Annotated in this window: 25 protein-coding genes and 1 other RNA gene; 14 read left to right on the top strand and 12 right to left on the bottom strand. The window is 65.2% G+C overall.

The features are described 5' to 3' along the window. Positions 1–4: 4 nt before the first annotated feature. Positions 5–553: a YecA/YgfB family protein gene (locus AC5P6H_RS00990; protein WP_014648288.1), complete on the bottom strand. Its 549-nt coding sequence runs from the start codon at positions 551–553 to the stop codon at positions 5–7. A 154-nt stretch (positions 554–707) separates the two neighbouring features. Here AC5P6H_RS00990 and AC5P6H_RS00995 point away from each other — a divergent pair, with 154 nt between their 5' ends. From AC5P6H_RS00995 to AC5P6H_RS01030, 8 genes are all read left to right on the top strand, one after another. Next, complete coding sequence (locus tag AC5P6H_RS00995; protein WP_005410898.1) at positions 708–929, top strand: TIGR02449 family protein; 222 nt, start codon at positions 708–710, stop codon at positions 927–929. Continuing rightward, entirely contained in the window at positions 926–1,222 is a 297-nt protein-coding gene (locus AC5P6H_RS01000; protein WP_005410899.1) for a cell division protein ZapA, read from the top strand. Before AC5P6H_RS00995 ends, AC5P6H_RS01000 begins: the two co-directional genes overlap by 4 nt. Positions 1,223–1,375: 153 nt before the next feature. Next, positions 1,376–1,561: non-coding RNA, 6S RNA (ssrS, locus tag AC5P6H_RS01005), on the top strand. An 83-nt stretch (positions 1,562–1,644) separates the two neighbouring features. Further along, positions 1,645–2,238 (top strand): 5-formyltetrahydrofolate cyclo-ligase, encoded by a 594-nt coding sequence (locus AC5P6H_RS01010; protein WP_049440492.1) that lies wholly within the window; start codon positions 1,645–1,647, stop codon positions 2,236–2,238. Further along, the gene (locus tag AC5P6H_RS01015) at positions 2,235–2,714 is read left to right on the top strand and encodes an EVE domain-containing protein (protein ID WP_014648290.1); all 480 of its coding nucleotides are present in this window, start codon (positions 2,235–2,237) and stop codon (positions 2,712–2,714) included. The genes AC5P6H_RS01010 and AC5P6H_RS01015 overlap by 4 nt, the downstream gene beginning before the upstream one ends. Positions 2,715–2,736: 22 nt before the next feature. Next, on the top strand, positions 2,737–3,384 hold the full coding sequence (gene rpiA / locus AC5P6H_RS01020; RefSeq protein WP_014648291.1) for a ribose-5-phosphate isomerase RpiA: 648 nt from the start codon (positions 2,737–2,739) through the stop codon (positions 3,382–3,384). A gap of 21 nt (positions 3,385–3,405) precedes the next feature. Continuing rightward, the gene (locus AC5P6H_RS01025) at positions 3,406–3,852 is read left to right on the top strand and encodes a DUF192 domain-containing protein (protein WP_014648292.1); all 447 of its coding nucleotides are present in this window, start codon (positions 3,406–3,408) and stop codon (positions 3,850–3,852) included. A gap of 158 nt (positions 3,853–4,010) precedes the next feature. Then, the gene (locus tag AC5P6H_RS01030) at positions 4,011–4,856 is read left to right on the top strand and encodes a SirB1 family protein (protein WP_024957828.1); all 846 of its coding nucleotides are present in this window, start codon (positions 4,011–4,013) and stop codon (positions 4,854–4,856) included. 40 nt (positions 4,857–4,896) lie between these two features. On the opposite strand, the gene AC5P6H_RS01035 is transcribed toward AC5P6H_RS01030, so the two are convergent. After that, complete coding sequence (locus AC5P6H_RS01035) at positions 4,897–5,121, bottom strand: rubredoxin (protein WP_075076014.1); 225 nt, start codon at positions 5,119–5,121, stop codon at positions 4,897–4,899. Between the two features lie 34 nt (positions 5,122–5,155). Here AC5P6H_RS01035 and thiE point away from each other — a divergent pair, with 34 nt between their 5' ends. Both thiE and hemL read left to right on the top strand, forming a co-directional pair. Continuing rightward, complete coding sequence (thiE, locus tag AC5P6H_RS01040) at positions 5,156–5,782, top strand: thiamine phosphate synthase (RefSeq protein WP_126411326.1); 627 nt, start codon at positions 5,156–5,158, stop codon at positions 5,780–5,782. Between the two features lie 16 nt (positions 5,783–5,798). Continuing rightward, positions 5,799–7,088, top strand: coding sequence for a glutamate-1-semialdehyde 2,1-aminomutase (gene hemL, locus AC5P6H_RS01045; RefSeq protein WP_049407023.1), 1,290 nt, complete (start codon positions 5,799–5,801; stop codon positions 7,086–7,088). 72 nt (positions 7,089–7,160) lie between these two features. Here hemL and azu read toward each other — a convergent pair whose 3' ends face one another. Further along, the gene (azu, locus tag AC5P6H_RS01050) at positions 7,161–7,610 is read right to left on the bottom strand and encodes an azurin (protein WP_032956045.1); all 450 of its coding nucleotides are present in this window, start codon (positions 7,608–7,610) and stop codon (positions 7,161–7,163) included. Positions 7,611–7,733: 123 nt separating this feature from the next. On the opposite strand from azu, the gene AC5P6H_RS01055 reads away from it, so the two are divergent. Beyond that, positions 7,734–8,336 (top strand): HAD-IA family hydrolase, encoded by a 603-nt coding sequence (locus AC5P6H_RS01055; protein ID WP_014648298.1) that lies wholly within the window; start codon positions 7,734–7,736, stop codon positions 8,334–8,336. Between the two features lie 144 nt (positions 8,337–8,480). On the opposite strand, the gene AC5P6H_RS01060 is transcribed toward AC5P6H_RS01055, so the two are convergent. Continuing rightward, positions 8,481–9,707, bottom strand: a complete 1,227-nt coding sequence (locus AC5P6H_RS01060) for an acetylornithine transaminase (protein ID WP_049440495.1) — start codon at positions 9,705–9,707, stop codon at positions 8,481–8,483. Positions 9,708–9,770: 63 nt separating this feature from the next. Here AC5P6H_RS01060 and AC5P6H_RS01065 point away from each other — a divergent pair, with 63 nt between their 5' ends. After that, complete coding sequence (locus AC5P6H_RS01065; protein ID WP_014648300.1) at positions 9,771–10,643, top strand: ion transporter; 873 nt, start codon at positions 9,771–9,773, stop codon at positions 10,641–10,643. Positions 10,644–10,745: 102 nt separating this feature from the next. On the opposite strand, the gene AC5P6H_RS01070 is transcribed toward AC5P6H_RS01065, so the two are convergent. From AC5P6H_RS01070 to AC5P6H_RS01080, 3 genes are all read right to left on the bottom strand, one after another. Continuing rightward, positions 10,746–11,687: a YiiG family protein gene (locus tag AC5P6H_RS01070; RefSeq protein ID WP_046432346.1), complete on the bottom strand. Its 942-nt coding sequence runs from the start codon at positions 11,685–11,687 to the stop codon at positions 10,746–10,748. A 155-nt stretch (positions 11,688–11,842) separates the two neighbouring features. Next, positions 11,843–12,835 (bottom strand): YiiG family protein, encoded by a 993-nt coding sequence (locus AC5P6H_RS01075; protein WP_495202239.1) that lies wholly within the window; start codon positions 12,833–12,835, stop codon positions 11,843–11,845. A gap of 93 nt (positions 12,836–12,928) precedes the next feature. After that, the gene (locus AC5P6H_RS01080; protein WP_014648303.1) at positions 12,929–13,747 is read right to left on the bottom strand and encodes an SDR family oxidoreductase; all 819 of its coding nucleotides are present in this window, start codon (positions 13,745–13,747) and stop codon (positions 12,929–12,931) included. A 108-nt stretch (positions 13,748–13,855) separates the two neighbouring features. Between AC5P6H_RS01080 and AC5P6H_RS01085 the strand changes: the two genes are divergently transcribed. Next, a complete protein-coding gene (locus tag AC5P6H_RS01085) occupies positions 13,856–14,539 on the top strand; it encodes a hypothetical protein (RefSeq protein WP_197575046.1) in 684 nt (227 codons plus the stop codon). 155 nt (positions 14,540–14,694) lie between these two features. On the opposite strand, the gene AC5P6H_RS01090 is transcribed toward AC5P6H_RS01085, so the two are convergent. The 5 genes from AC5P6H_RS01090 to AC5P6H_RS01110 all read right to left on the bottom strand — a co-directional run bounded on the left by AC5P6H_RS01090 (position 14,695) and on the right by AC5P6H_RS01110 (position 22,805). Then, positions 14,695–15,201, bottom strand: a complete 507-nt coding sequence (locus tag AC5P6H_RS01090) for a hypothetical protein (RefSeq protein ID WP_041863781.1) — start codon at positions 15,199–15,201, stop codon at positions 14,695–14,697. Further along, entirely contained in the window at positions 15,198–16,214 is a 1,017-nt protein-coding gene (locus AC5P6H_RS01095; protein ID WP_080053011.1) for an RHS repeat-associated core domain-containing protein, read from the bottom strand. Before AC5P6H_RS01095 ends, AC5P6H_RS01090 begins: the two co-directional genes overlap by 4 nt. Positions 16,215–16,221: 7 nt before the next feature. Beyond that, on the bottom strand, positions 16,222–21,456 hold the full coding sequence (locus AC5P6H_RS01100; protein ID WP_495202240.1) for an RHS repeat protein: 5,235 nt from the start codon (positions 21,454–21,456) through the stop codon (positions 16,222–16,224). A 183-nt stretch (positions 21,457–21,639) separates the two neighbouring features. Beyond that, positions 21,640–22,146, bottom strand: a complete 507-nt coding sequence (locus tag AC5P6H_RS01105; protein ID WP_041863783.1) for a DUF2867 domain-containing protein — start codon at positions 22,144–22,146, stop codon at positions 21,640–21,642. Beyond that, entirely contained in the window at positions 22,143–22,805 is a 663-nt protein-coding gene (locus AC5P6H_RS01110; protein WP_014648307.1) for a serine/threonine-protein kinase, read from the bottom strand. Before AC5P6H_RS01110 ends, AC5P6H_RS01105 begins: the two co-directional genes overlap by 4 nt. Positions 22,806–22,890: 85 nt before the next feature. Here AC5P6H_RS01110 and AC5P6H_RS01115 point away from each other — a divergent pair, with 85 nt between their 5' ends. After that, on the top strand, positions 22,891–24,888 hold the full coding sequence (locus AC5P6H_RS01115) for a bifunctional DedA family/phosphatase PAP2 family protein (RefSeq protein WP_046432354.1): 1,998 nt from the start codon (positions 22,891–22,893) through the stop codon (positions 24,886–24,888). Positions 24,889–25,047: the final 159 nt, after the last annotated feature.

Below are 25,047 nucleotides of genomic sequence, written 5' to 3' on the forward strand. Positions count from 1 at the left end.
TCCATCAGTTCAGGCGCTGCCGATGGCGCGAGGCCAGCACCACGTCACCGTGCAGCAGCAGTACCGCCACGCGGATGAACTCCTCGATCTCCGACAGGGCTTCGTCGTCATCATCGCCACCCGCTTCGAAATCCTCGCTGGAGGCGCGTGCCAGGCTGGCCATGTCGGTCAGCGCTTCTTCACCCTCTTCGGACAAGGTCGGGCGGCGGCCGCCGCTGCCCAGGCCGAAACCACCCAGGAACGAGCGGGTCCAGCTGAACATGGCATCGGCCTGCGCGGACACGTCGTCGCCGTCTGTCAGCAGCAGTTCGAAGGCGAAGTCGCGGTCTTCCAGCTGCTTGATGGTCGCCTGCAGCAGCTGCCCCAGCACGCTGTCGGCAGCCACCGGCGGCAGGTTGTCGTCGGCCAGCACCCGTGCCGGCCAGTCGTTGCCGGGGGCGCCACCGGCGGCCAGCCAGCCACACAGCGCACCGTGCAGCTCGGCAGCGGTAGCGCCCAGGCCCAGTTCCTGGCTGGCGCGGGTAACGTCGTCGACGGAGGGAAGTTCGGTCATCGTGCGGCTCGTTCGGAGAAGGAAACCCGGGGCGCGCACGCGCGCGCCCGTGAGACCCCGTAGTGTAGCAACCCGGCGGCGTCCTCTCTGCGGCCGCCAGGCCTTGCTGCGACAACGCTTGACCGCCCTTGCCCGGCTTGCCTATCGTGCCCGCATGGAACCCGCCGATCCCCTTGCCCAGCTGCAGGACTTCGCCGCCCGCGTGGAAGCGTTGCTCGAACGCAACCAGCGCCTGGCCGAGGAGAACCGCAGCCTGCGCCACCAGCAGGAACAGCTGGTGGCCGAGCGTTCCACGCTGCTGGCCAAGAACGAGCAGGCACGCTCGCGGGTGGAAGCAATGATCAGCCGGCTCAAATCCCTGGAGCAGCACACATGAGCGCCGAACCGGTCAGTGTCCGCATCCTCGATCGTGAATACACGGTGGGTGTCGGCGGCGATGAACGCGACAGCCTGATGGCCGCCGCGCGCCTGCTCGATGCGCGCATGCGCGAAATCCGCGGCAGCAACCGCATGGCCGCCGTCGACCGCGTCGCCGTGCTGGCCGCACTGAACCTGGCCCACGAACTGCAGCTGCTGCGCGACGAGAACGCCCGCCAGGCCGTGGCCCTGCAGCAGACGCTGGCCGACCTGAACAGGCGCCTCGACCGCGCGATCGACGGCACCCCCTAGAAAAAGGGGACGGAGGGGATTAAGGCGCATTCGCCCCATCCGTGCCGGAAACGTCTTAATCCCCTCCGTCCCCTTTTCGCATATCTGAATTGGCACGGACTGTTGCCGACGAACGGCCTATCCAGATCCTGCACGCTGGCTATAATGGCCACGCGTTCTCTGCGGTACTCGACGGCATGTGCAAACATTCGCCTTGTCCCTTAAGAACGACACCGGGAGCGCGACAGCGCCGGGAGTGCAGGTCCGCCTTGTAGCGGGAAGCCCGATGGTTCTCCAGCGTTCCCACTTGAGCCCCCGGGTTCAAGGTCGTTTCGCATGCATCGACATTGCGGAGAATGCAATATTCCAGCAAGGGCGGCGTCTTCGGGCGTCGCCCTTGTTCTTTCCGGCACAATGGCGGCTGATCCTTGCCGCACGCTGCCATGACCGACCCGCGCCAGGCCCTGCGCCACGACCTGCGGCAACGCCGCCGCGACCTTTCCGCCGGTGAGCGCATTGCTGCCGCCGAATCCCTTGCCGATGCCCTGCTCGCCCTGCCGTTCGCCCCACGCGAAGGCGCCGTGGCCGGCTACTGGGCGCTGGATGGCGAAATCGCCCTGCACCGCTGGCAGCTGCAACTGCCCGAAGGGCTCACCTACTGCCTGCCGGTGCTGGCCGGCGACGTGCTGCGCTTCGCGCCGTGGCGGCCGGGACAGGCGCTGACCAGCAACCGCTACGGCATTCCCGAACCGGACGTAGCGCTGGACGATACGCTGGAACCGGCGCAGATGGCGCTGGTGGTGGCCCCGCTGGTGGGCTTCGACGCACAGTGCCGGCGGCTGGGCATGGGGGGCGGCTGGTATGATCGCAGCTTCGCCTTCCGCCATGACCGGCCGGCGCCGCCCTGGCTGGTCGGTGCTGCGTTCGCGGTGCAGCAGGTCGAGTCCTTGCCGGTGGCGTCGTGGGACGTGCCGGTGGATGCGATCTGCACCGAAGACGGCACCCTGTTCCCCTCCGCTGCCCCCGTGAACGCATGACCGCCCGCAAGCGCTACTGGCTGATGAAGTCCGAACCGGACGCCTTCTCCATCGATGACCTGGCCAAGGTCAAGGTCGAACCCTGGAACGGGGTGCGCAACTACCAGGCGCGCAACTTCATGCGCGATGGCATGCAGGTGGGCGACGGCATCCTGTTCTACCACTCCAATACCAAGGTGCCGGGCATCGTCGGCCTGGCCACGGTGGCCAGCACCGCCTATCCGGACGACACCCAGTTCGATCCAAAATCCGACTACTACGACCCCAAGAGCACGCGCGAGAACCCGCGCTGGATGCTGGTGGACGTGGCCTTCGACCGCAAGCTGAAGCAGGTGATCGCGCTGGACGAGATCAAGCTGCACGCCGAGGAACTGGGCGAAGGCTTCCCGCTGGTTGCCAAGGGCAACCGCCTGTCGGTGTTCCCGGTGACCGCCGCGCAGTGGAAGCTGCTGCTGTCGCTGGAAAAGAAATCCTGATTCCCTGCCTGAGAGTTCTCCCATGTCCGAAGCCAAGCGCCTGGCCGCCGAGAAAGCCATCGAATACGTCGAAGACGGCATGATCGTCGGTGTCGGCACCGGTTCCACCGTGGCCTATTTCATCGATGCCCTGGCCCGCATCCAGCACCGCATCAAGGGCGCCGTGTCCAGCTCCGAGCAGAGCACCGCGCGCCTGAAGCAGCACGGCATCGAAGTGATCGAGCTGAACCACAGCGGCAACCTGTCGCTGTACGTGGACGGCGCCGATGAGTGCGATCCGAACAAGTGCCTGATCAAGGGCGGCGGCGCCGCACTGACCCGCGAGAAGATCATCGCCGAGGCCAGCGAGCGCTTCATCTGCATCGTCGACCCGAGCAAGCAGGTGCCGGTGCTGGGCAGGTTCCCGCTGCCGGTGGAAGTGATCCCGATGGCGCGCAGCCTGGTCGCCCGCCAGATCCGCGACATGACCGGCGGCCAGCCGACCTGGCGCGAAGGCGTGGTCACCGACAATGGCAACCAGATCCTGGACATCCACAACCTGCAGATCACCGATCCGGAAAAGCTGGAGCGCGAGCTCAACCAACTGCCGGGCGTGGTCTGCGTGGGCCTGTTCGCGCGCCGTCGCGCCGACGTGGTGATCGTCGGCGGCGAGCCGCCGGTCGTGCTCTGACCCTTCCGAAGGATCCTGACGATGTCGCTGTTGCGTTCGCTGCTGATGCTTCCGCTGCTGGCCCTGGCCGGCTGTGCCACCGACGCGGCCCGCCATTGGGTCGAGCTGGATGGCGCCCGCTACCAGGTGGAGCTGGCCACCAATGACGAAACCCGCGCGCGCGGGCTGATGTTCCGCGACCAGATGGCGGCCGACCACGGCATGCTGTTCATCCACGACCGCGAAGAAATGCAGGCGTACTGGATGAAGAACACCAGGATCGCGCTGGACATCCTGTACTTCGACAGCCAGCGCAGGCTGGTCAGCCAGCAGCGCGACGTACCGCCGTGCTCGGCCGGCGACATGTGCCCGCCCTACCCCAGCGGTGGCCCGGCGCGCTACGTGCTGGAACTCAACGCCGGCCAGGCCGAGAAGCTGCAGTTGAAGGACGGCACGGAGCTGAAATTCGGCCCGGGCATCGAAAAGTAAGGTACGGCCGGGCTGCGCCCGGCACCCGCAGTAGTGCCGGCCGCTGGCCGGCAACCCTGCAGGGGTCAGATCCCTTTCGCGTGCGAAAGGGATCTGACCCCTGCATTTTTCACGCGGCACCGCTTGAAACGGCCTGCGAATGACGCCAGTCTGTGGCCATGCAGGACCGGATCACACTCCCCGACTGGGATGCACTGGCCGACCTCGAAGACGAGGCGCTGCCACTGTTGCCGACCGCGCTGCTGATCGCGCGCGATGAATACCCCGATCTGCAGCCGTCGACCTACGATGCGCTGATCCAGAGCCACGTCGACCACCTCCGCTCGGAAGTGGAGAGCATCGACAACAGTCCATTGAAGATGGCGGCGATCAACCGCCACCTGTTCGACGAGCTGGGCTACAGCGGCGACCACGACGAGTATTACGACCCGCGCAACAGCTACCTCAACCAGGTATTCGAGCGCCGGCTGGGCAACCCGATCTCGCTGGCGCTGGTGCAGATGGAAGTCGCGCGGCGGCTGGGCATTCCGCTCGACGGCGTGTCCTTCCCCGGCCACTTCCTGGTGCGCCTGCCGGTGGACGACGGCGTGCTGGTGATGGACCCGTTCAATGGTGGTCGCCCGCTGGACGTGGACGAACTGCGCGAACGCGCCAAGTCACACCTGGGCGGGCAGATGCCCGACGACCAGGTGCTGGCGCAGATTCTGGACCCGGCGCCGGCGCGCGCGATCCTGATGCGCATGCTGCGCAACCTGCACGGCGTGTATGCCGAAGCCGGCGAATGGGACCGCGCCGCGCGCAGTGCCGACCGCCTGCTGAAGCTCGCCCCGGAGCAGGACGATGCGCTGCGTGACCGCGGCCTGGCCTACCTGCAACTGGAGTACCTGGCCGGTGCCCGCCACGACCTGGGGCAGTACCTGAAGCGCAACCCGGAAGCCAGTGATGCGCAGTGGCTGCGCGAGAAGCTGATCGACCTCGGCGGACCGATGCCGCGGCTGCATTGAGGGTGTCGGTGTGTGGACCAACGGTCCACACCTACCCTCATCAATCGACCTCGACCATCTCGAAATCGGCCTTGGTGACCCCGCAGTCCGGGCAGGTCCAGGTCTCCGGAATGTCCTCCCAGCGCGTCCCCGGCGCGATGCCCTCCTCCGGCAGGCCCTCCGCTTCGTTGTACAGGAAGCCGCAGACCACGCACATCCAGGTGCGCAAGGTGGTGGGGGTGGCATCGCTCATCGGATAATCAGGGCTGGATTCACGGGCCGCCATTGTCCCATCGCGGTCCACTCACCGGTAGCCATCGATGACTTCTGCTTCCCCGGCGCCCCGCGGCGTCTACCTGATCACCCCGGACGAGCCCGATACCGCACGCCTGCTGGCCCGTACCGCGCCGCTGCTGGCCGCTGGCGCCACCTGGCTGCAGTACCGCAACAAGACCGCCAGTGACGCGCTGCGGCGGGAGCAGGCCACCGCCCTGCAGGCGCTGTGCGCGGAACACGGCGTGCCGCTGATCGTCAACGACGACCCGGCGCTCGCCAAAGCCGTTGGCGCGGCGGGGGTGCACCTAGGCGGCACCGACGGTGACATCCCCAGCGCACGCGCCCTGCTCGGTGCCGAGGCCATCATCGGCGCCTCCTGCTACGACCAGCTGGCCAATGCAGAGAAGGCCGTGGCCGCCGGCGCCAGCTACGTGGCCTTCGGCGCGTTCTTCCCCACCACGACCAAGGTCACCAGCAGCCGCGCGCATACCGGCCTGCTGCGGCAAAGCGCCGCACTGGGCGTGCCGCGGGTGGCGATCGGCGGCCTGACGCCGGACAATGTCGGTCCCATCATCGACGCCGGCGCCGATCTGGTCGCCGTGGTCAGCAGCGTGTTCGCCGCCGAAGACCCGGTCGCGACCCAGCGCGCCTACCTCGCCCAGTTCGCGTAACGCCCAGGAAAGCCCCATGAACCACGACCAGTCCCACGCCCTGTTCTCCCGCGCCCAGCAACTGCTGCCGGGCGGCGTCAATTCGCCGGTACGCGCGTTCAAATCGGTCGGTGGCGAACCGTTCTTCGTCGAGCGCGCCGACGGCGCCTACCTGTACGACGTCGACGGCAACCGCTACATCGACTACGTCGGTTCCTGGGGCCCGATGATCGTCGGCCACAACCACCCGGCCGTGCGCCAGGCGGTGAAGAAGGCGATCGACAACGGCCTGTCCTTCGGCGCGCCGTGCGCAGCCGAAGTGACCATGGCCGAGACCATCACCCGCCTGGTGCCGTCGTGCGAGATGGTGCGCATGGTCAACTCCGGCACCGAGGCCACGCTGTCGGCGATCCGCCTGGCGCGTGGTGCGACCGGCCGCAACCGCATCGTGAAGTTCGAAGGCTGCTATCACGGCCATGGCGACTCGTTCCTGGTCAAGGCCGGCAGCGGCATGCTGACCCTGGGCGTGCCGACCTCGCCGGGCGTCCCGGCCGGGCTGAGCGAACTGACCCTGACCCTGCCCTACAACGATTTCGAAGCGGCCACTGCGCTGTTCGCGCAGCAGGGTGACGACATTGCCGGCCTGATCATCGAGCCGGTGGTCGGCAACGCCAACTGCATCCCGCCGCGCGAGGGCTACCTGCAGCACCTGCGCGAACTGTGCACGAAGCATGGCGCACTGCTGATCTTCGACGAGGTGATGACCGGCTTCCGCGTCGCCCTCGGCGGTGCGCAGGCGCACTACGGCATCACCCCGGACCTGACCACCTTCGGCAAGATCATTGGCGGCGGCATGCCGGTCGGGGCCTACGGTGGCCGCCGCGAGCTGATGCAGCAGATCGCCCCGGCCGGCCCGATCTACCAGGCAGGTACGCTGAGCGGCAACCCGGTGGCGATGGCCGCCGGCCTGGCGATGCTGGAACTGATCCAGCAGCCGGGCTTCCACGCCGACCTGGCCGAGCGCACCGCGCGCCTGTGTGCCGGCCTGGAAGCGGCCGCCGCCGAAGCCGGCGTGGCCGTGACCACCACCCGCGTGGGCGCGATGTTCGGGCTGTTCTTCACCAGCGAGAAGGTGGAGACCTATGCGCAGGCCACTGCCTGTGACATCCCGGCGTTCAACCGCTTCTTCCATGCGATGCTGGACCAGGGCGTGTTCCTGGCGCCGTCGGCGTACGAAGCCGGTTTCCTGTCCAGCGCGCACGACGATGCGGTGATCGAGGCCACCCTCGCCGCTGCACGCGTGGCGTTCAAGGCCACCAAGGGCTGATCGCAAAAAGGGGACGGAGGGGATTAAGTCGTTTGTGCACAAACGACTTAATCCCCTCCGTCCCCTTTTTTTCTAACCGAAGAGGAACTTGCCCTTCATCATCGCGAAGTGGCCGGGGAACGAACAGAAGAAGGTGTAGTCGCCACCTTTCTGCAGGCCCTGGGTAGAGAAACGCACGCGCGTGGTCTCGCCGCCGCCGATCACCTTGGTGTGCGCCAGCACGCGCTTGTCGGCCTTCGGCAGGTAGCTGTCAGCCAGGGTCATGCGCATGCCCGCCATCGCCACCGGCTGGTAATCAGCGCTGCGGGTCAGCACCCAGTTGTGGCCCATCGCGGTGACCGCCAGCTTGCCGGTATGGCGCAGGGTCAGGTCCACGGCGGTGCAATCAGCGGCAACCTTGATCTCGCGGCTGCTGAAGCTCATCTGGTCGGTGCTGTCGATGCTCACCGCACACACCCGCGCCATCGCCGACGGCGCCAGCATCAGCGCACCCAGTCCCACTGCCACCCTCCAAGCCTTCATCATTGCATCTCCTGCGGATTCAAGCGCCATTCTAGGCAGCCCCCTGCGGCGCCGTCTGCGACCGTCTGTCGCATGCCAGCTCCAGGGTTTCCCGCGCACTCATCGCAATGGCATGCTCAGCCGATGCGGATCGACCTGTTGCTGCTGGATGTGGATGGCGTGCTGGTGCAGTACCAGCGCGGGCAACGCGTGCTGCATCTGGCCCGGACACTGCAGGTTCCGACGCACGCCGTACAGGCCGCGCTGTACGACAGCGGCCTGGAAGCAGCGCATGACAATGGCACGCTGGATGGCCCGGCCTATCTGGCGCAGCTGGGAGAGCTTCTGGGCACGACTGTCGATGTGGCTGCATGGACCGCGGCGCGACGGGCCGCCAGCCATCCTCAGGCGGCCGTGTTGCAACGATTGCAGGCCCTGCAACTGCCAATCGCGGTGCTGACCAACAACGGCGCGCTGATGCAGCAGGCATTGCCCACCCTGCTGCCGGAACTGTTTCCTGCCCTGCAGGCGCGCGTGTTCTGCAGTGCGGATTTCGGCCTGCGCAAACCGGCGCCGGCGGTGTTTCTGCGCACGCTGGAAGCGCTGGGCGTGGCACCTTCGCGCACGCTGTTCGTCGATGACCTGTTCGCCAATGTGCGTGGCGCGCGCGCTGCCGGCCTGCACGCGGAAACCGTGCGCGATGGCCGGGGATTGGGCAAGGTGTTGAAGCGCTACCGGATTGCGTGAACCACTGTAGAGCCGAGCCCATGCTCGGCTGCTGTGGCCTGGCATCGCGATGAACCGAGCATGGGCTCGGCTCTACGGGCATTCCTCAGCAACGGGGTCAGAGCCCTCTCCGCAGGAGAGGGGTCCGACCCCGGCATGATGGCCTCAGCGCGCGGCGATGAACGCGGCAATCGCCGCGCGCAGGCGCTTCAGGCCTTCGGCCACTTCTTCGTCGGTGATGTTCAGCGACGGCACGAAGCGCAGCACGTCCGGGCCGGCCTGCAGGGTCAGTAGGCCCTGCTCGGCGGCGTGGTCGAGGATCGCACCGGCCTGGCCGGCGAAGTCCTTGCTCAGCACCGCGCCCAGCATCAGGCCACGACCACGCACGTCGCTGAACACACCGAACTCGTCGTTGATGCGGGCGAAGCCATCGCGCAGCGCCTTGGACTGGCGACTGACGTTGGCGGCGATCTCCGCCGAGGCCAGCTTGCGCAGCGCCACGCGGGCCACCGCAGCAGCCAGCGGGTTGCCACCAAAGGTGGTGCCGTGCGCGCCGAACTGCATGGTCTCGGCCACCTTCGGGCCGGCCAGCATCGCGCCGATCGGGAAGCCGCCACCGAGTGCCTTGGCCAGGGTAACCATGTCCGGCACCACGTCGTCCTGCCAGTGCGCGAACAGCGTGCCGGTGCGGCCCATGCCGGCCTGGATCTCGTCCAGCACCAGCAGTGCGTTGTGCTGGTCGCACAGTTCGCGCACGCGCTTGAGGAAACCGGACTTGGCCGGCATCACGCCGCCCTCGCCCTGGATCGGCTCCAGCATCACCGCCGCCACGTCGCCGGCGGCCATCGCGGTTTCCAGCTGTACTTCATCGTTGAAATCGATGTAGCGGAAGCCGCCGGGCAGCGGCTCGTAGCCTTCCTGGTACTTCGGCTGGGCAGTGGCGGTCACCGCGCCCAGGGTGCGGCCGTGGAAACTGCCACGGAAGGTGATGATCACCCGCTTGTCGGCCGGGCGGCCCTGGCTGGAGGCCCACTTGCGGACCATCTTGATCGCCACTTCGTTGGCTTCGGCGCCGGAGTTGCACAGGAACACGCGCTCGGCGAAGCGGCTGGCCTTCACCAGCTCCTCGGCCAGGTGCAGCGGCGGCGCACTGTAGAACACGTTGCTGGTGTGCCAGAGCTTGCCGGCCTGCTCGACCAGTGCGGCCACCAGGTCCGGATCGTTGTGGCCCAGCCCGCACACGGCGATGCCGGCAGCCAGGTCGATGAACTCACGGCCCTGGCTGTCCCACACGCGGGCGCCCTGGCCTCGCTCCAGTACCACCTGGCGGGGCTTGTAGACCGGCAGGTAATAGTGCGAAAGGGAGATCAGCGGATCGGTAGCGGCGGTCATGGCAGTCGGCAGGGTTCAGGAATCCCCATTCTCGCGCCGGAACCCCTGCGGCACAATGCGCCCATGCGACCGTTTTCTGCCCCCCAGCTGAACCCCGCCACCGAGACCGGCTGGCGCCGCCGGTGGTTCGACATCATCTACCGCCACGACTCGCGGCCCTCGCGCAATTTCGACCTGATCCTGGTGGTGGCGATCGTCGCCAGCATCCTGGTGGTGATGATCGACAGCGTGCAGCACCTGCATGCCGAATGGTCCACCGGCCTGTACATCCTGGAATGGGCTTTCACGATCATCTTCACCGCCGAGTACCTGCTGCGGCTGGCCGTGGTCAAGCGCCCGCTGCGTTACGCGGTGAGCATCTGGGGCATCATCGACCTGCTGTCGATCCTGCCCGCCTACCTGTCGATGTTCATTCCTGGCGCGCAGAGCCTGCTGGTGGTACGCGCGCTGCGCATCCTGCGCGTGTTCCGCATCCTCAAGCTGACCCGCTACATCGAGGAAAGCGGCGTGCTGATGACGTCGCTGTGGCGCAGCAGGCGCAAGGTGCTGGTGTTCCTGTTCACGGTGATCACCATCACCATCATCGCCGGCGCGCTGATGTACGTGATCGAGGGCCCCGAACACGGCTTCACCAACATCCCGGCCAGCATGTACTGGGCGGTGGTGACCATGGCCACGGTCGGCTTCGGCGACATCGTGCCGCAAACCGTGCTTGGCCGCTTCGTCACGTCGGTGCTGATCCTGATCGGCTACAGCATCATCGCCGTGCCCACCGGCATCTACACCGCGGAGCTGGCCAGCACCATGCGTGAAGCCGAGCTGGCCGCGCGCCGCGATGCGCGTGGCTGCCCGCACTGCGGGCTGGAAGGCCACGAGCCGGATGCACGGCATTGCCGCAAGTGCGGGGGTGAACTACCGGATGCATTCAGCCATTGAGGCACATGCCGGCCAGCGGCCGGCACTACCAAACCCGCAGGGTGCGTGCCGGGCGTGACCCGGCACTACCCTCGGTAGCTCCACGCCATGCGTGGATCCTCCTCAACGCATGCGGTTGCTGGTGGTCACCAGGTCGTTGTAGGCATCCAGGATCGTCGACTGCGCGCCCTCAGGATCGGTGGTGAGCCAGCTGCCCGACGCCTTGCGCTCGGCGGCCAACGCATCGGCGGTGATCGGCTTGCCCTGCTCCAGACGCTCGACACCGCGACCGGCGGTACGCACCAGCTTGTCGGCCGAACGCTGCACATGACCCCACATCGGGTCGTCCTTGCCGACACCACTGTTCTGGATTTCCGTCACCAGCGCCTGATAGTCGGCCAGCTGGCCGCGCAACGCCGCAACGTCCGGTGCGTCGCTCTGGAACGCCATCGCCAGCTGCTTGCCATCGCCGACAAGGCGCAGGTGGTAATAGGCCAGCGAGCGGCCTTCGCTTTCCTCGATCTGCTTCAGCTGGGCGGCGCGGCGATCGTTCTCGTTCTTTTCCAGCGCAGCATCCATCGCTTCGCTGGCCTTGAAGAAATCAGCATAGGCCTGCATCAGCGGGGTATGCTGGCTGCGCATCCCTTCGCCACCATCGCGACGATAGTCCTCGCGGGTGAAGTACCCATCGGCACGCTCGATCAGGGTGTTCAGTGCCTGGAATGCCCGCTGGTACTGTCGCGCTGGTGCATCCAGCGGCGTGGCAGGGGTCTTTGCCAGCGCATCGGTCAGCGGCTGGCCGCAATGGTCGACCCGGTGCGACAACAGCTTGCCGGGTGAACGCGGCTGCGCTTCCTTGCCGGTCGGGCCGGCCTCGGGATCCTTCATCCAGCCCGTATAGGTCTGGAAACCCTCGCGGATGGGCTGTTCGACGCCGTTGTAACACTCGATGTAGGCGTTCACCTTCCCCAGCCCGGGGTCGGCGACCGCCAGCCCCGCCGGGTTGTTGCAGCCGGCCAGCGCGCCAAGCAGGAGAACAGGAATCAGGCGTGTGGATGCGTTCAAATCAGTTCCTTGCACCAGTGAAAACTGCAGGCATCTTCATGCATGGCGCGGGCGCGCGCTCCAGCACCTCGGGAAGGTGCTGGCATTCGGGGCTGCGGGGCGCGTCATGTCGCAATCATCCTGCTCGATCGCGACAAAAATAACGTTGAGCTTCGCTACTGGCGGTTGCTCTGGAAAACCAGCGAGTTGTATTCCTGCATCAGCTTGTTGGCGGAGCCACGCGGCGCCATCGAGGGCGAATCCAGCATGCGTCGTTCGAAATCGCTGTAAGGCTTTTTCTCGCTGACGCGCTGCAGCCGCTCCTTGCCTTCGCGACGGAAGTTCTCGGCTTCACGCTCGAAGCTGTTCCAGTCCAGCTTGCCCGGCTCCTGATCAGCCACCTTCGCATGCGCTTCGTCGGAAATGCGGTTGAACGCATCCAGGCGCTCGCGCGCCTTGGCCTGATCGAAGTCATCCTCACTCATCAGATCCATGATGGCCTTGGCTTCCAGCATCATTGCCAGACGGTAGTACTCGCGCGTGCGTCCCTCGGCCTGTTCCAATACCTTGAGCTGCTCGCGCTGGGCGGCGTCGTTCTGGCGCTCCAGCTCGGCGTTGAACGTTTCGCTGGCAGTCACGAACTCCTTGAAGGCAGCCATCAAGGGCGCGTGCAGCTGCTTTCCCTTGGCGAACTGGTCGTCTTCGTAGTCCTGGCGATCGTAATAGTCGTGCGCGTCCTTGCTGAGCGGCACCAGTGCCTTCAGCGCCTGCTGGTAATGGCCAGCAGCGGCATCGAGCTCAGCCAGCGCCGGCTTGGCAGCCATCGCCTCGGTCACGGGGCCATCGCACTGTTTTATGTCGTAATCGCTGATCTCGAACGGACCGTACACCTGGGTCTCGCGCCCGCTCGGGCCGGCCTCGACGTCCTTGATCCAGCGCGTATAGGACTCGATGCTGCCGTGGGTCTTCGAATCAAGCGTGTTGAAGCAGCCGATGTAGACGTTGAGCTTGGCGGTCAACTGCTGCTGTGCGTCGGACGGCGCCGCGCTGGCGTCGGGCGTGCTGGAAGGGCCGGCGTCGCCAGTGGTTGCGGGTGCCTTGCCGCCGCAGGCAGCCAGGACAATCGACAGCGAAGCGGCCAGCGCCGCGACGGAAAGAGTGCGTGACATGGGTTCACGTCCTTGTTGAAAACGATTACAGCCGCGCATTCTAGCGCAGCAGGCCGAAGGTCGCAGCCCTCGGCCTCTGCCGGCGACGCGCGATCATTCCAGGAACAGATCCGGCAACAACGGACGCGATGGATCCACCGCATAGCCGGACAGATCGGTGATACCCGCCTGTGCCAGCACGTCATCGTCGATCAGGAACTGGCCGTGGAAACCCGCCGCCTCGCGCACCAGCACCGCGTGCGCAGCATCGGCCATGATCTGCGGCGTGCGGCAGCCGGCCGCATCGACGCCCGGAATCATGTTGATCGCATCGGTGGCGATCACCGTGCGCGGCCACAGCGCGTTCACCGCCACACCCTGCGGGCCGAATTCCGCGGCCAGGCCGAGCGTGACGAAGCTCATGCCCATCTTCGCCAGCGTGTAGCCGGTATGCGCGCCCCACCACTTCGGTTCCAGGCTCGGCGGCGGCGCGAGAGTGAGGATGTGCGGGTTCGGCGCCTGCAGCAGGTACGGCAGGCAGGCCTGCGCGCACAGGAAGCTGCCGCGCGAATTGACCTGCTGCATCAGGTCGAAGCGCTTCATCGGCGTATCCAGCGTGCCACGCAGCCAGATCGCGCTGGCATTGTTGACCAGGATGTCGATGCCACCGAAGGTATCGACCGTGGCCGCAACTGCGGCGTGTACCTGCTCCTCCTCGCGGATGTCGCACTTCAGGGCCAGGCCCTGCCCGCCTGCCGCCGTCACCGCTTCGGCCGCGGTATGGATGGTGCCCGGCAGCTTCGGATTCGGCACCGACGACTTGGCCGCAATGGCCACGTTGGCGCCGTCGCGCGCAGCGCGCAGTGCGATGGCCAGGCCGATGCCACGCGAGGCACCGGTGATGAAAAGCGTTTTGCCCTGCAGACTGCCCACGTCCCACACTCCAGCGTATGCAATGAGCCGCTAGTATGCCGCGCCGACGTGGAGTTCACCCGGCCTTGACGATACTTGGGCCTCCAGACAACGCACGAGGTCCACGCCATGCGCCGTTCCCGCCTGTTGCTGCCTGCCCTGGGGCTTGCGCTGCTGACCGCCTGCCAGGGCCGTTCACCGGAACCGGGCAAGGAGCCACCTGCCGGTGACACGCCCAGCGCAGAGAAGGCCGCCGCCGACGGCAAGCTGCGCTGGAGCGAGGCCGCGGTGTGGGATGGCGACCTCAACGCCTGCCGCCAGGGTGAGAACGCCGCCACGCGTGATTGCCTGCGCGATGCGATGCGCGCCGGCGGCGCCAGCGCCGATGCGATCACCGCCGCCGAACAGCTGTCCACCGGGGGCGAGCTGGCCTACGTGACGGCCTGGCACGAGAACGAAGGCCTGGGCATTGCGACGGTCGAGTATCCGTTCCGCGCCAACACCAACGAGGGCACCCGCCTGGTCGACGCCACCGGCAAGCGCATCGATGTGGATGCCGTGCAGCTGGACGACACCCTGCGTGCCGACCCCGCCGTGCAGGCCCTGCTGAAGGACCACCCGCAGGCCACGCCGTTCGCACCGGCGCAGTCGGCCGGGGCCACGCCGCTGGAGAACGGTGGCGTCCGCCTGCTGTACCGCACGCCGCTGCGCGACTGCCACGCCTGCCCGGATGTGGGCCAGCTGCAGATCGCGTACGACTTCGACGCCAAGCGCAACTTCATTGGCCAGCAGGTGGTGCCGGCGACGCCGTAAGGCATTAAGCGTTAGCGTTAAGCGCCGAGATGCTCTGTGGACCGGGCCATGCCCGGCGACATCAACCGCGCGAAGCATACATATCGGCTTTGCCCTGACCACAAAGCCGAACGACGACCGCAGCAGCAGTTTCTCGCATCTCGCGACAGAGAGAATCAACGGGATCGCTGATAGAAGGAGTCAGTCGTCAGCCGACTTTCAATTACCGATCGAACATAGGCAGCCCGCGCCTTGCGGGACTGCGAGTATTCGGCAAAAATCGTCATTGCTTCGGACCTCATCTCAGTGCCGCCGGTGGTCGTAAATACGAAAAATGAAGGCTCAAGATAACCAACAGTCTCTCGCATAAACCGCTTGCACTCATCAAGCGGAAAATCTGCGGCGTAGTCCGCCCAATCGATATAGCGCCTCCAGAAAGCAGGCGCCCCCCATTCCCCGCATCTCTCATCAACAAAGAGCTTCAACTCAGAGAGCATGTCGGCGCATGCATCTACAGTTTCATCATCTAAATCCAGCGAAGCAACGCGACCGGGATCAACCGCCTGCCAACAAAAAACCATAAAATCCGCAACAAAGCTCTCTTCACAGCCCTCGAAGAAATTACTCTTGTACCAGGCAAGAGTTTTCGCCACATCAGTCAATTCATCAGAATCAATCATCATCTTACCTTTCCGGCGGCATTAACGCCTGCGTTGACTATCTCACCATTCCGCACATGAACCCAAACCTGCGCCCCTCCCCTCATCGTCTGAGTGTACGTACTGACACCGGCAGAGGCTGCATCTTGCGTCATTAGCCGCGCGGCAACCGCATCCACCCTTAGGTTCGCCGGGTTTGAGCTGACACGCTGGAAAAGACCAACAAATCTCATTTGTGAAGCAACCGTAGTGGGATTCACATGCCCTGCGGCGCTTCTAAATACATGCTCTGCTCGTACCGCAAAATTGAATCGAGCAAGCATTGGAATTGCAGCAGGAACAGAAGCCAGCCCTCCGCCGCCCCGCGAGTACATTGCGGGTATCGCGATATCATGAAAAAGGGCACCGACGTCAAAGATGTTTCCATTCTTTGTCAAATCTCCCGACAAGCCAAGACGCGACTTTATCTCTTGCCAGTTGGAGTTTGATTCTCCGCCAGATGCCACGCTCGGAGATGAGCCAGAGGATGGCGCCCTCGGAATCGCGGAGTCAGATGATGTCGGCCCAGTGGCCGTCGTGTTCCCACCGGTACTCTTACAAGTACCGTCACTATTCGTGATTCTAGAGCCAGTGCAGCGGCCATCTGGATCAACGAAAGTATAGGGGTTCAGTGCCGAATACATGTATCGATTAAATAGGGCTCCGTTGTCCAAGCCCACGTCGACCGGATCTGTCGATAGGAATATCCCGACCAACGGATCGTAGTACCGCTGCTGCATGTACGTCAGACCCGTCGCCGAGTCCGACACATGCCCGGTGAATCCCGGGCGATCCCCCTTCGCATCACCTACGGTCGCACCATAGGGCTCATAAACGGTGCGCTCGACGATCGCGCCGTTGGCATCAGAGATGGCAACCGGGGAACCCAGCGCGTCGGTATGCACATACTGGACGATCTCCTGCGCCGAAACACTCACTGTGCCCAGCAACAGTCCCAACAGAACAGCGACACCAACCAGAATTTTCTTGATCTTCATTTTCAGGTCACCGAGGGTTGGTCAGGTCGCCGTAATCCACAACGCTCTGCGGATACGGGTTGGACCAGGCTGAACAACCGCTGGCATTGCAGGCGCGCACAATCTGTACTTCCGCGCAGTAGACCGCGCCCTGAGCTTCGATTGAGCTCTCCGGACCGGAATACTCGAGCCTTCCGCCGTAGGCCATCATCTCGTAGTTGGTTGCACCCGGCATGCTGGTCCACTTCACCTCGCAGGAGATTTTGGTGGCGCGCCCTTCCTTCCATTGCGACTTGATGGAATGAATGAACTGCGGCGTACCCGGGGGCGGATTGGAAGCGACGACCACCGTGTTGGAGAAGTCACTGCAGCCAGAGATGTTGCATGCCCTTACGCGATAGGCGTAGTTGCCGAACACCAGACCATTGCGCTGCGACTGGGTCGAACCGTCGTTCTGGACCGCCGTCCAGGTTCCGCCATTGACACTCTCATCCAGCAGGTAGCTGGCCGCCATGGCAACGCCCGTCCAATTCAACGTGACACTGCCCGACGAGGTTCCTGCGGGCGCACTCAGGCTGGGCGGTGCCGGTGGCCGGATCACTGAAACAACACTCGTCGCCGAGTACACGCCCCACCCCGCATCGTTGCCGGCCCGGACGCGGTAGGCATAGTTGCCGGTCCCCTTGCCACCGAATGCCTGACTGGTGCTGGCCAGTGAGGCAACCTGTGCCCATGCACCATTGTTGAAGCTCTCCTCCAGTGCATAGCGCAATGCGCCGTCGACGCTGCTCCACGCAATCGTATAGTTGCCATCGAGACTCTGCCCCGGCACGTTGAGCGAAGGTGCCGCTGCAGGCGGATAGATCACCTGGGTCCGGGCAACATCTGATTCAGGACCACAGCCCGCTGGGTTACAGCCAAAGACCCGGTACCCATACGTCCCGGCCGGCTTGCCGGAGACCGCGAGACTGCGCGCCGCGCTCTCCTGCACCGTCTGCCAGGCGCCCGCTCCCACCTGCTCCTGCAGGCGATAGGTTGCCGCGCCCGCCGCTTCCGTCCAAGTAATGCTGTAGCTGCCATTGAATGCCGTTGCGGGCGCGCTTACAGCAGCCTTTGCCGCAGGAGGACGCTGCACCACGACACTGGCCGTCGCCGACCAGCCACTGCAGCTGTCCTGTTGGCAAGCGCGGACAGCATAGCCAAACGTTCCTTCCGCCTTCGCGGACGTGTTCCAGCTACGTTCGGCGCCGTTGTAGATCGTGGCCCAAGCTCCGCCAGCTGCCTGCTCTCGCAGTTCATAACGGCTGGCGTAAGACACCGCCGTCCACTGCAGTGCATAGGCACCGTTGTTGCTGAACGCGGGCGCGGTCAGGACCGGCGTAACCGGCGCGACGACCTGGATGGCCTGCGCCACCAGGCTGCCATTGAGGTGGATGTACTCGGTATTGCGGCCCTCCCGGGCATTTTCCTGCCGGCGCAGCACACCGTCGTTGCCGTACAGCGATCGAATGGTGGCACCGTCATTGGCGCCCGCCGACAGGATGCGCCGGCCATGTGCGTCGTATCGGTATCGCTCCGCGCTGGCCACACTGCGCAGGCGATTGCCGAAGTCGAAGCTGTAGCCGACGCCGTTGCGGCTGGAGAGGTTGCCCTGTGCGTCGTAGCTCAAGCCCAGAGTGGTGGCGCCTCCACTGTTCTGTACGTTGGTAAGCCGGTTATGGGTGTCGTACCAATAGACGTGATCCTTGACACCGGTCAGCGCGGCCGAACGCAGGTTGTCCACAGCATCGTAGGTGTAGCGGTACACGCCATCTCCGCCAAACGAAGGCGAGGTGGCCTGAATCAGACGATCCAGTCCGTCGTAGGCCATGGTGCGCGTGCGCTGCCCGTCCAGATTGTCGACGATACGCGCGACGTTGCCATTGGCGTCGTACTCATAGGTCGTGTCCAGCGCTCCGGCACTGTCGACCACCCGGGTAGGCAACTGGCGCTGGTTCTGCGCCATCGTGTGCACGATGCCATTGCCATAGGTGAATTGCTTCATGCCCCCATTGGCGTAGTAAGTCACCCCTGAGGCGTAGCCTCCCGCCTTGGTCGGCTGGCCCAGCGCGTTGGGCGCATAGTCAACGAAGCGCCCACTCGGATAGGTCAGGCCTGAAAGTGCGCCATTGGCGTTGTAGGCATATCCCAGCGACTGGATGCCGAGGGTACTGTCACTGGAGGTTTCGGCCGTCAACAACCCACGCTTGTTGTAGGTATAGGTGTTGATCGCCTGCGTCGTCCCCGCATCGTTTGCCGTGGTCACCGTGGCCGGCTTGCCGTCCCTTGTATACGTCAAGCCCTGGTTGCCATTCCCATCCGGGAACGCAAGTGTCGACAGCCGATTGCGCGCATCGTAGCCACGAACGATCCTGCGGGCCGCAACCGGTCCAGCATCAGCGTCGCATGCCGTGGTGCTGGAAAGGTCCAGGCCAGCTGCGCTCCAGGCAAGATTGCCCGCTGCGTCGTAACCCATCAGCGTTGCGCCGGTCTCCGGCTCCACACTCTTGCAGAGCTGCTGATGACCGTCATACACATAATTGCGGGCAATCCGGGCGCTGCCGTCCTGGTTGCGGCGCACGATCGAGCGCGGCTTGCCGAAGATGTCGCGATCGATATCGGTGAACGCGCCCGCCGGGTGAATGATCGACACCGGGGATTCCGTCGACGGCGCACCGAACGCCTGGAAAGTGGTCAGCGTCGTATTGCCCTTGGGGTCGACCACTTTCAAGCCGCCACCCGCCAGATAACTGGTCAGCGATGTCAGCAGACCGGCCTCGCTGTCGACGGACACCGAGGTCTGTCGCCCCAGCGCGTCGTAGCCGGTCCATGTACCTGTACTCAGCACAGCAGACTCGCCAGGGTGCGAGGCGAACACCTGCCGACCCGCTTCGTCGTAGGCAAACCTCTGGTAGCGCTGGGTCACGCCACGCGAGGACTCGTCATATTCCTCAGTCAGCAGCGGACGCCAGAAGGCATCGAAATAGACGTTGCGCCGCGCGTTTCCGGTTGCGACGGTCTGCCGCCAATGACCCGCTCCGATACCGTACTCGTCGCCGTTGATGGCGGTGAAACTCTGTGTCGTACGTGCCCAAGCCACACTGTCGCCCGCCGGCCAGTCGATGGTGGCCATGCGTCCCATTGCGTCATAGCCGTACTGGGTGGTTGCACCGTTCTCATCGGTAACGCTGCTGACCCAGCCATTGTCGTCCACCACCGCCGACTGCACAGCGCCGTCGGCAAACTGGATCTGCTGTGGCGTGCCGCGCTTCCAGCCGGAAAGCGTAGTGCGATTGCCACGACCGTCATCCACCATGGCCACGGTTCCGTCAGGGTTGTAGCCCAGTACCTGCTTCAACAACCCATACGAACGCACTTCCGTGGGCCGCATCAGGCCATCGAACGTCGTCTGCTCGACCACCACGCCGGTATTCTCGTTGGTGACCTTCGCGATCGCGCCCAGAATCCATCTGCTTCGGTCGTCCGCATACTGAGTGGCATCGGTGCGGCCGCCCAAAGGACTGGCGCTATTGACACGCAACGGGCGAGCCAGATCATCGAACAACAATATGCTGGTCTGGTAGGTCACGCCATCCTGCTGGATGGCCTCGGCCACGACCGGCCGCACCTGAGCTGTGCTCGGCTCGTCGCCACTGTAGATCATCCCGTGAAGCGGGGCGAATGGCTGTGATTTCACTTCGTCTTCGGTCATGTAGACCGAGGTGCTGCTCTTGACCACATTCCCGGCCGCGTCAATGACGCTGCTACCCAGCAGCCGCCCTTCATTCAGCGCGTACTGCGAGCCATAGCGGTAGGCCGTGCGGGTTCCGTCGGGATTTGAGATCGTGACCTGCTTTTCCTTCTTGCAGGTCGTGCAGGGGTAGATGGCTGCACCGCCCACGCCGCCCCAGAGCGGCTCGTAGCCGCTGCCATAGTCATAGCTCCACTGCAGCACCTTCGGCAGGCCCGGTCCCCAGATCTTCTTGGCTCTCAGCGAGACTACGTCGTAGAAAAACGGGGTGACGATTTCGTAGTAGTACGCCGACTGTGCGATCCGGCGGATGCACTCGCTGGCATGGACGCCACTGCGGTACTGGCGACCATTCGAAAACTGGAACTCACCCATCGCACCGGACGGATGCTTGATGGTCATGACCAGCGTACCGTCACGCTCCGGCGGCTGCTCCTGACAGGTCTCGTTGCTGTTGCCGTCCCAGTTCACCTTCTCCCAGGCGCGCAGCGCGCTGGAGTAGGCGTAGGACCAAGTGCTTCCATCGGGCTGGGTAACTGCGGTGAGGCGGTTCTGGCCTTCGACCTGACCGTAGCCATAGTTCCAGGTACGGCCCGCGGCAGTCACCGATACCAGAAGCGTGCCGCTGTAGGCCAGCGTGATCTCGCGGCCATCGCTGGACCAGATCCGGGTCGGGTGACCGTTGCCGTTGTACTCGTACTGTACCCAGTTGCCCGACCGGTCCTCTACACGGCTGGCCATGAGGTAGATGCGCGTGCGAGCGATCTTGGTCCTGTCTCCTTCGCCGCCCGAGCGCTCCAGCGTGCCGCCAAAGCGCGTGAACGCGGTATCGAAGAAGTACGACTCGCCCGAGGTGGTCCTGACCCGATAGCCCTCGCCAGCCAGACCCGACTTCATTGGAATACAGTCGATGGCATCGCGATGCGAGGTGCTCCACTTGCGTGCAACGCCGTCTGTCGGCATCGGCGTGTTGTTCCAGGCCCCCAACATGGTGCGATCACCACCACCCGGGACATGGATCATGTTGCCCTGCCAGACTTCGTTGAGCCGGAAGGAAATGGGCCACTGAGGCACCATGTCGCCACTGCAACGATTGTTCAGCCAGGCGCTCGCGCCGGGGAACATGCCGGTGATGTACGGCGTGTCGACCTCCCAGCCGCCCACACCATCGAGACTGGCGTTGAAGCTGCCACTCCCGACCAGGTCCATCTCGACACTGAACCGGCGCCGCATCTGCACCGGCAGGGCGTTGTTGCCTGGCAGGCTGACGTCGGTGACGGCAAACTCAGTCTTGCCGTTGTAGAGGCTGACGCTCTCGCCGAAAAGATCATCCTTCAGCGCCGTCAGGTTCTGGGCGGACTCAATGAGCTTGCGGTATTCTTGGTAGGGCTCGACTGCCGAGACCGAACCTGCGACCACGCACAGCGTCAGTGCCGTAGCAACACGGCACTGCCAAGCAGCAACTCGCTTCACAATTTCCCCCTCGCGTCCGCATGCGTAGCCGCGCCAGGACGGCGCGACGTTGCTTCCATGCGACTCTCTCGTTCCTGATTCTAGGCGAGCGCTGCGAACAGATGGAAGGGGTCGTCAACGGCAATCATCTGGCACTTGCACGCGACCATTGAATTGCTTAATGCACCCACGCATGGCGTGGATCTACCGGTACGCCTGCACCTGCTTCCTCAGCAGATGCGGCACGATCAGCCGATGCACGGGTGCAACCGGCAGCATGTACACGCGCCCGAACGCGTTGTGCGTATGGACCACCGTCGCCACTTCCAGCACATCGCCCTGCCACTGCAGGGCCAGCTGCACACGCAGGTGGCGGTCGTCGTCTTCCAGCACGATGGCATCGTCATCCAGCGACTGCAGGGTGAAGATGCCCAGCCGTTGCCCCGGACGCGGCTGCGCGATGTCCTGTACCGCACGCAACGAGCCCAGGTGCTTCATGCCGAGCAGGCGCATGCCGCGATTGCGCAGTGCCATCAGCCCATCGAACCAGCCGGGAATGGTCGCCGCCATGTCGCGATAGGCCTGCAAGGCCGAGCGCCCATCACGACGGGTCGTCGCCTGGCAGGCGTGCACGAAGTCGGCGCCAGCCAGCTGTGGGCGCAGGATGCTGCCTGCACTCGGCGGGCCGGTCACCACCTGCGTACGGCTCACGGCTTCGGCCCCTGCCCCTCGTTGTCTTCCCAATGCAGGATGCGGCGGGTGACGAAGCGGTAGACCGGCTTGCCGGTGGCGAACCACAGCTCGCGCACCCAGGAGGTGCGCTTGAGCACCCGCTTTTCCACCGGGGTGAGCGACTCGCGGCAGTACATGCGCTTGTGCTTGAGCAGGTGGCGCAGGTCCTCACGGGCCAGCAGGCGCATCCAGCGCGAGCGCGGGTTGCCGATCACCGCCAGCTGGAAGTCGATCAGCGCCGGGCGGCCATCGTCGGTGACCAGCCAGTTGGCTTCCTTGGCCAGATCGTTGTGGGCCACGCCATTGCGATGCAGCTGCTGCAGCAGGCGACGCGCGGCGCGGAACCAGGCCAGGTCACCGCGAGGCGGACGCTGGTACATGGCGTCGCCGGCCATGAAGCTGCGGTCGAGATGACGTCCATCCCACGCCAGCAGCTGCGGCACATCGGCCATGCCGTGGATGTGGCGCAGTGCGCGTGCTTCACGGCGGGCCAGCCACCAGGCCGGCAGCCGCAACCACAGTGGTGTGGCGCCCAGATCACGGCGTACAAAGGAGCCGGCCGGCCCTTCCACAAGGAGGATGCGACCGAAGCTGTCGGCCTTCAGGGCGTGCGAGGGCGTGTCTGACGAATGCGGCATGTGCCCATTCTAGGCGATGGCGCCCGTTGCAAACGGTCACCAAGCGGCCGGGAACCAGTCACCTTCACGCCCCTATAATCGGGCAATGGACTCTTCATGGATCGACGCCACCCTCGCGTGGATTGCCGCTCACCCCGTGCTGGCGGGTGCCGTTATCTTCCTCATCGCCTTCTGCGATGCGGTGATCATTCTCGGCGCCATCGTGCCGGCCCTGCCGCTGCTGTTCGCGGTGGGCGTGTTCATCGGGCTGGGCCAGATCTCCGGGCCGTATGCGGTGGCGGCAGCCGCACTGGGCGCATTCGCCGGTGATGGCATCAGTTACTGGATCGGGCGCCGCTGGGGTGACCGCCTGCGTGGCGTGTGGCCCTTCAGCCGTTACCCGCAGCTGCTCGACCGCGGCGAAAACCTGTTCCGCCGCAATGCCTTCAAGAGCATCCTGGTAGCACGCTACGTGGGCGCGATCCGGCCGTTCGTGCCGGCCATCGCCGGCATGATGAAAATGCCGGCCAGCCGCTACATGCAGGCCAGTGGCATCGCCAGCATTTCGTGGGCGGTGCTGTTCCTGGCACCGGGCTGGGTGCTCGGCGAGGCCTACGACGCGGTGGCCGCCGTCGCAGGGCGCCTGGTGGTGGTGGTCGGCCTGCTGGCAGTGATCCTCGGCCTGGTCTGGGCCATCGTGCTGTACGGCTACCGCTGGTCGGCCGCGCGCATGGACAACTGGCTGGCGCGGCTGCTGGACTGGTCCAACCGACACCCGACGCTGGGCCGCTACACCGTCGGTGTGCTGGACCCGAAGCGCCGCGAGTCGGTGCCGCTGGCGATGCTGGCGCTGATGCTGCTGGTGCTGGGCTGGGGCTGGTTCGCGCTGCTGACCGTGGTGGTCGCCCATGGCGAGCCGCTGGCGATCGACCTGCTGGTGCACCAGGCCATGCTGGCGCTGCGCAATCCGCTGGCCGATTACCCGATGGCCGCGCTGGCATCGCTGGGCGCCTGGCAGGTGTTGTTGCCGGCCACCGCTGCAGCGATGGGCTACCTGATCTGGCGCCGCCGCTGGATGGCAGCCGCGCACTGGCTGGCCGCGCTTGCCTTCGGCCTGGCGTTGACCATGCTGCTCGGCGCAACGGTGGATGTGGTGCGACCGGTCGATGCCAGCAGTGGCTTTGGCTTCCCGTCGGTGTCGGTGACCATGGCCACCATCACCTTCGGCTTCTTCGCGGTGCTGATCGCCCGCGAGATGCCTGGCCGCACCCGTGTCTGGCCGTACCTGGTGTCGGGCATCGTGGTCAGCCTGATCGGCTTCTCGCGCCTGTACCTGGGCGCGCACTGGCTGAGCGATGTGATCGGCGGCATGCTGTTCGGTACGTTCTGGCTGCTGGTGCTGGGCATCGCCTACCGCCGCCGCTTCAACCGCTCGTTCTGGGTGAAGCCGGTGGCGTGGCTGTTCTACGGTGTCTTCGCCGTGGCGGCGATGTGGTACGCGCCGCGCCACATTCCGGTGAAGCTGGAACGCTTCGAGCCGACCCTGCCGGCGGCGCAGGCGATGGACATGCAGGCCTGGTGGCAGCACGACTGGGCGACACTGCCGGCGCGCCGCAACGAGTTCGACGACGACCAGCGCTGGCCGCTGGACGTGCAGGTGGCGGGCCCGCTGGCCCCGCTGCAGGCGCAGCTGGAAGCACGCGGCTGGAAGCGGCAGGAACAGGCCGGCTGGCAGGAGGCGCTGCTGATGCTGGACAAGAACACGGGTGCCGACGAACTGCCGGTGCTGCCAGCCACGCTGGACACGCGCGTGGAAGCGCTGTTGATGGTGCGCCCGGGTACACACCGCGATGAGCGCTATGTACTGCGCCTGTGGCCAGCCCCTGCGCAGTTGCAACCGGGCAATACGCCGCTATGGCTGGGCAGTGCGCAGACCCTGCGCTACGAGCGTCATTTCGAGTGGATCGGCATGTGGCACCCGCTGCGTGGCGTCGACCCGGCGCTCAACGCAGTGAAGGACGCCGTGCAGGACCTGCCGCAGCGCGAGGATGTGCACAGCGAAACCGGGTTGCCGGTGCTGCGGTTGAAGACCACGGCGCCCTGACCGGCACCGGTGCGCGATCACCCACTGAAGAGCCGAGCCCATGCTCGGCCGCTCTTCGCGGGAACCATCAAGCCGAGCATAGGCTCGGCTCTACAGTAGATCAGTAGATCCACGCCGTGCGTGGATGGCATTCCACGCATGCCCCAGCGTGTGCACCAA

The sequence above is a fragment of the Stenotrophomonas sp. YJH_SMC_110 genome, assembly GCF_059369255.1.

Coding starts and splice junctions, on each gene's coding strand:
- AC5P6H_RS00990 (WP_014648288.1), bottom strand. CDS start 553: ATGACCGAACTTCCCTCCGTCGACGACGTTACCCGCGCCAGCCAGGAA.
- AC5P6H_RS00995 (WP_005410898.1), top strand. CDS start 708: ATGGAACCCGCCGATCCCCTTGCCCAGCTGCAGGACTTCGCCGCCCGC.
- AC5P6H_RS01000 (WP_005410899.1), top strand. CDS start 926: ATGAGCGCCGAACCGGTCAGTGTCCGCATCCTCGATCGTGAATACACG.
- AC5P6H_RS01010 (WP_049440492.1), top strand. CDS start 1,645: ATGACCGACCCGCGCCAGGCCCTGCGCCACGACCTGCGGCAACGCCGC.
- AC5P6H_RS01015 (WP_014648290.1), top strand. CDS start 2,235: ATGACCGCCCGCAAGCGCTACTGGCTGATGAAGTCCGAACCGGACGCC.
- rpiA (WP_014648291.1), top strand. CDS start 2,737: ATGTCCGAAGCCAAGCGCCTGGCCGCCGAGAAAGCCATCGAATACGTC.
- AC5P6H_RS01025 (WP_014648292.1), top strand. CDS start 3,406: ATGTCGCTGTTGCGTTCGCTGCTGATGCTTCCGCTGCTGGCCCTGGCC.
- AC5P6H_RS01030 (WP_024957828.1), top strand. CDS start 4,011: ATGCAGGACCGGATCACACTCCCCGACTGGGATGCACTGGCCGACCTC.
- AC5P6H_RS01035 (WP_075076014.1), bottom strand. CDS start 5,121: ATGGCGGCCCGTGAATCCAGCCCTGATTATCCGATGAGCGATGCCACC.
- thiE (WP_126411326.1), top strand. CDS start 5,156: ATGACTTCTGCTTCCCCGGCGCCCCGCGGCGTCTACCTGATCACCCCG.
- hemL (WP_049407023.1), top strand. CDS start 5,799: ATGAACCACGACCAGTCCCACGCCCTGTTCTCCCGCGCCCAGCAACTG.
- azu (WP_032956045.1), bottom strand. CDS start 7,610: ATGAAGGCTTGGAGGGTGGCAGTGGGACTGGGTGCGCTGATGCTGGCG.
- AC5P6H_RS01055 (WP_014648298.1), top strand. CDS start 7,734: ATGCGGATCGACCTGTTGCTGCTGGATGTGGATGGCGTGCTGGTGCAG.
- AC5P6H_RS01060 (WP_049440495.1), bottom strand. CDS start 9,707: ATGACCGCCGCTACCGATCCGCTGATCTCCCTTTCGCACTATTACCTG.
- AC5P6H_RS01065 (WP_014648300.1), top strand. CDS start 9,771: ATGCGACCGTTTTCTGCCCCCCAGCTGAACCCCGCCACCGAGACCGGC.
- AC5P6H_RS01075 (WP_495202239.1), bottom strand. CDS start 12,835: ATGTCACGCACTCTTTCCGTCGCGGCGCTGGCCGCTTCGCTGTCGATT.
- AC5P6H_RS01085 (WP_197575046.1), top strand. CDS start 13,856: ATGCGCCGTTCCCGCCTGTTGCTGCCTGCCCTGGGGCTTGCGCTGCTG.
- AC5P6H_RS01090 (WP_041863781.1), bottom strand. CDS start 15,201: ATGATGATTGATTCTGATGAATTGACTGATGTGGCGAAAACTCTTGCC.
- AC5P6H_RS01095 (WP_080053011.1), bottom strand. CDS start 16,214: ATGAAGATCAAGAAAATTCTGGTTGGTGTCGCTGTTCTGTTGGGACTG.
- AC5P6H_RS01110 (WP_014648307.1), bottom strand. CDS start 22,805: ATGCCGCATTCGTCAGACACGCCCTCGCACGCCCTGAAGGCCGACAGC.
- AC5P6H_RS01115 (WP_046432354.1), top strand. CDS start 22,891: ATGGACTCTTCATGGATCGACGCCACCCTCGCGTGGATTGCCGCTCAC.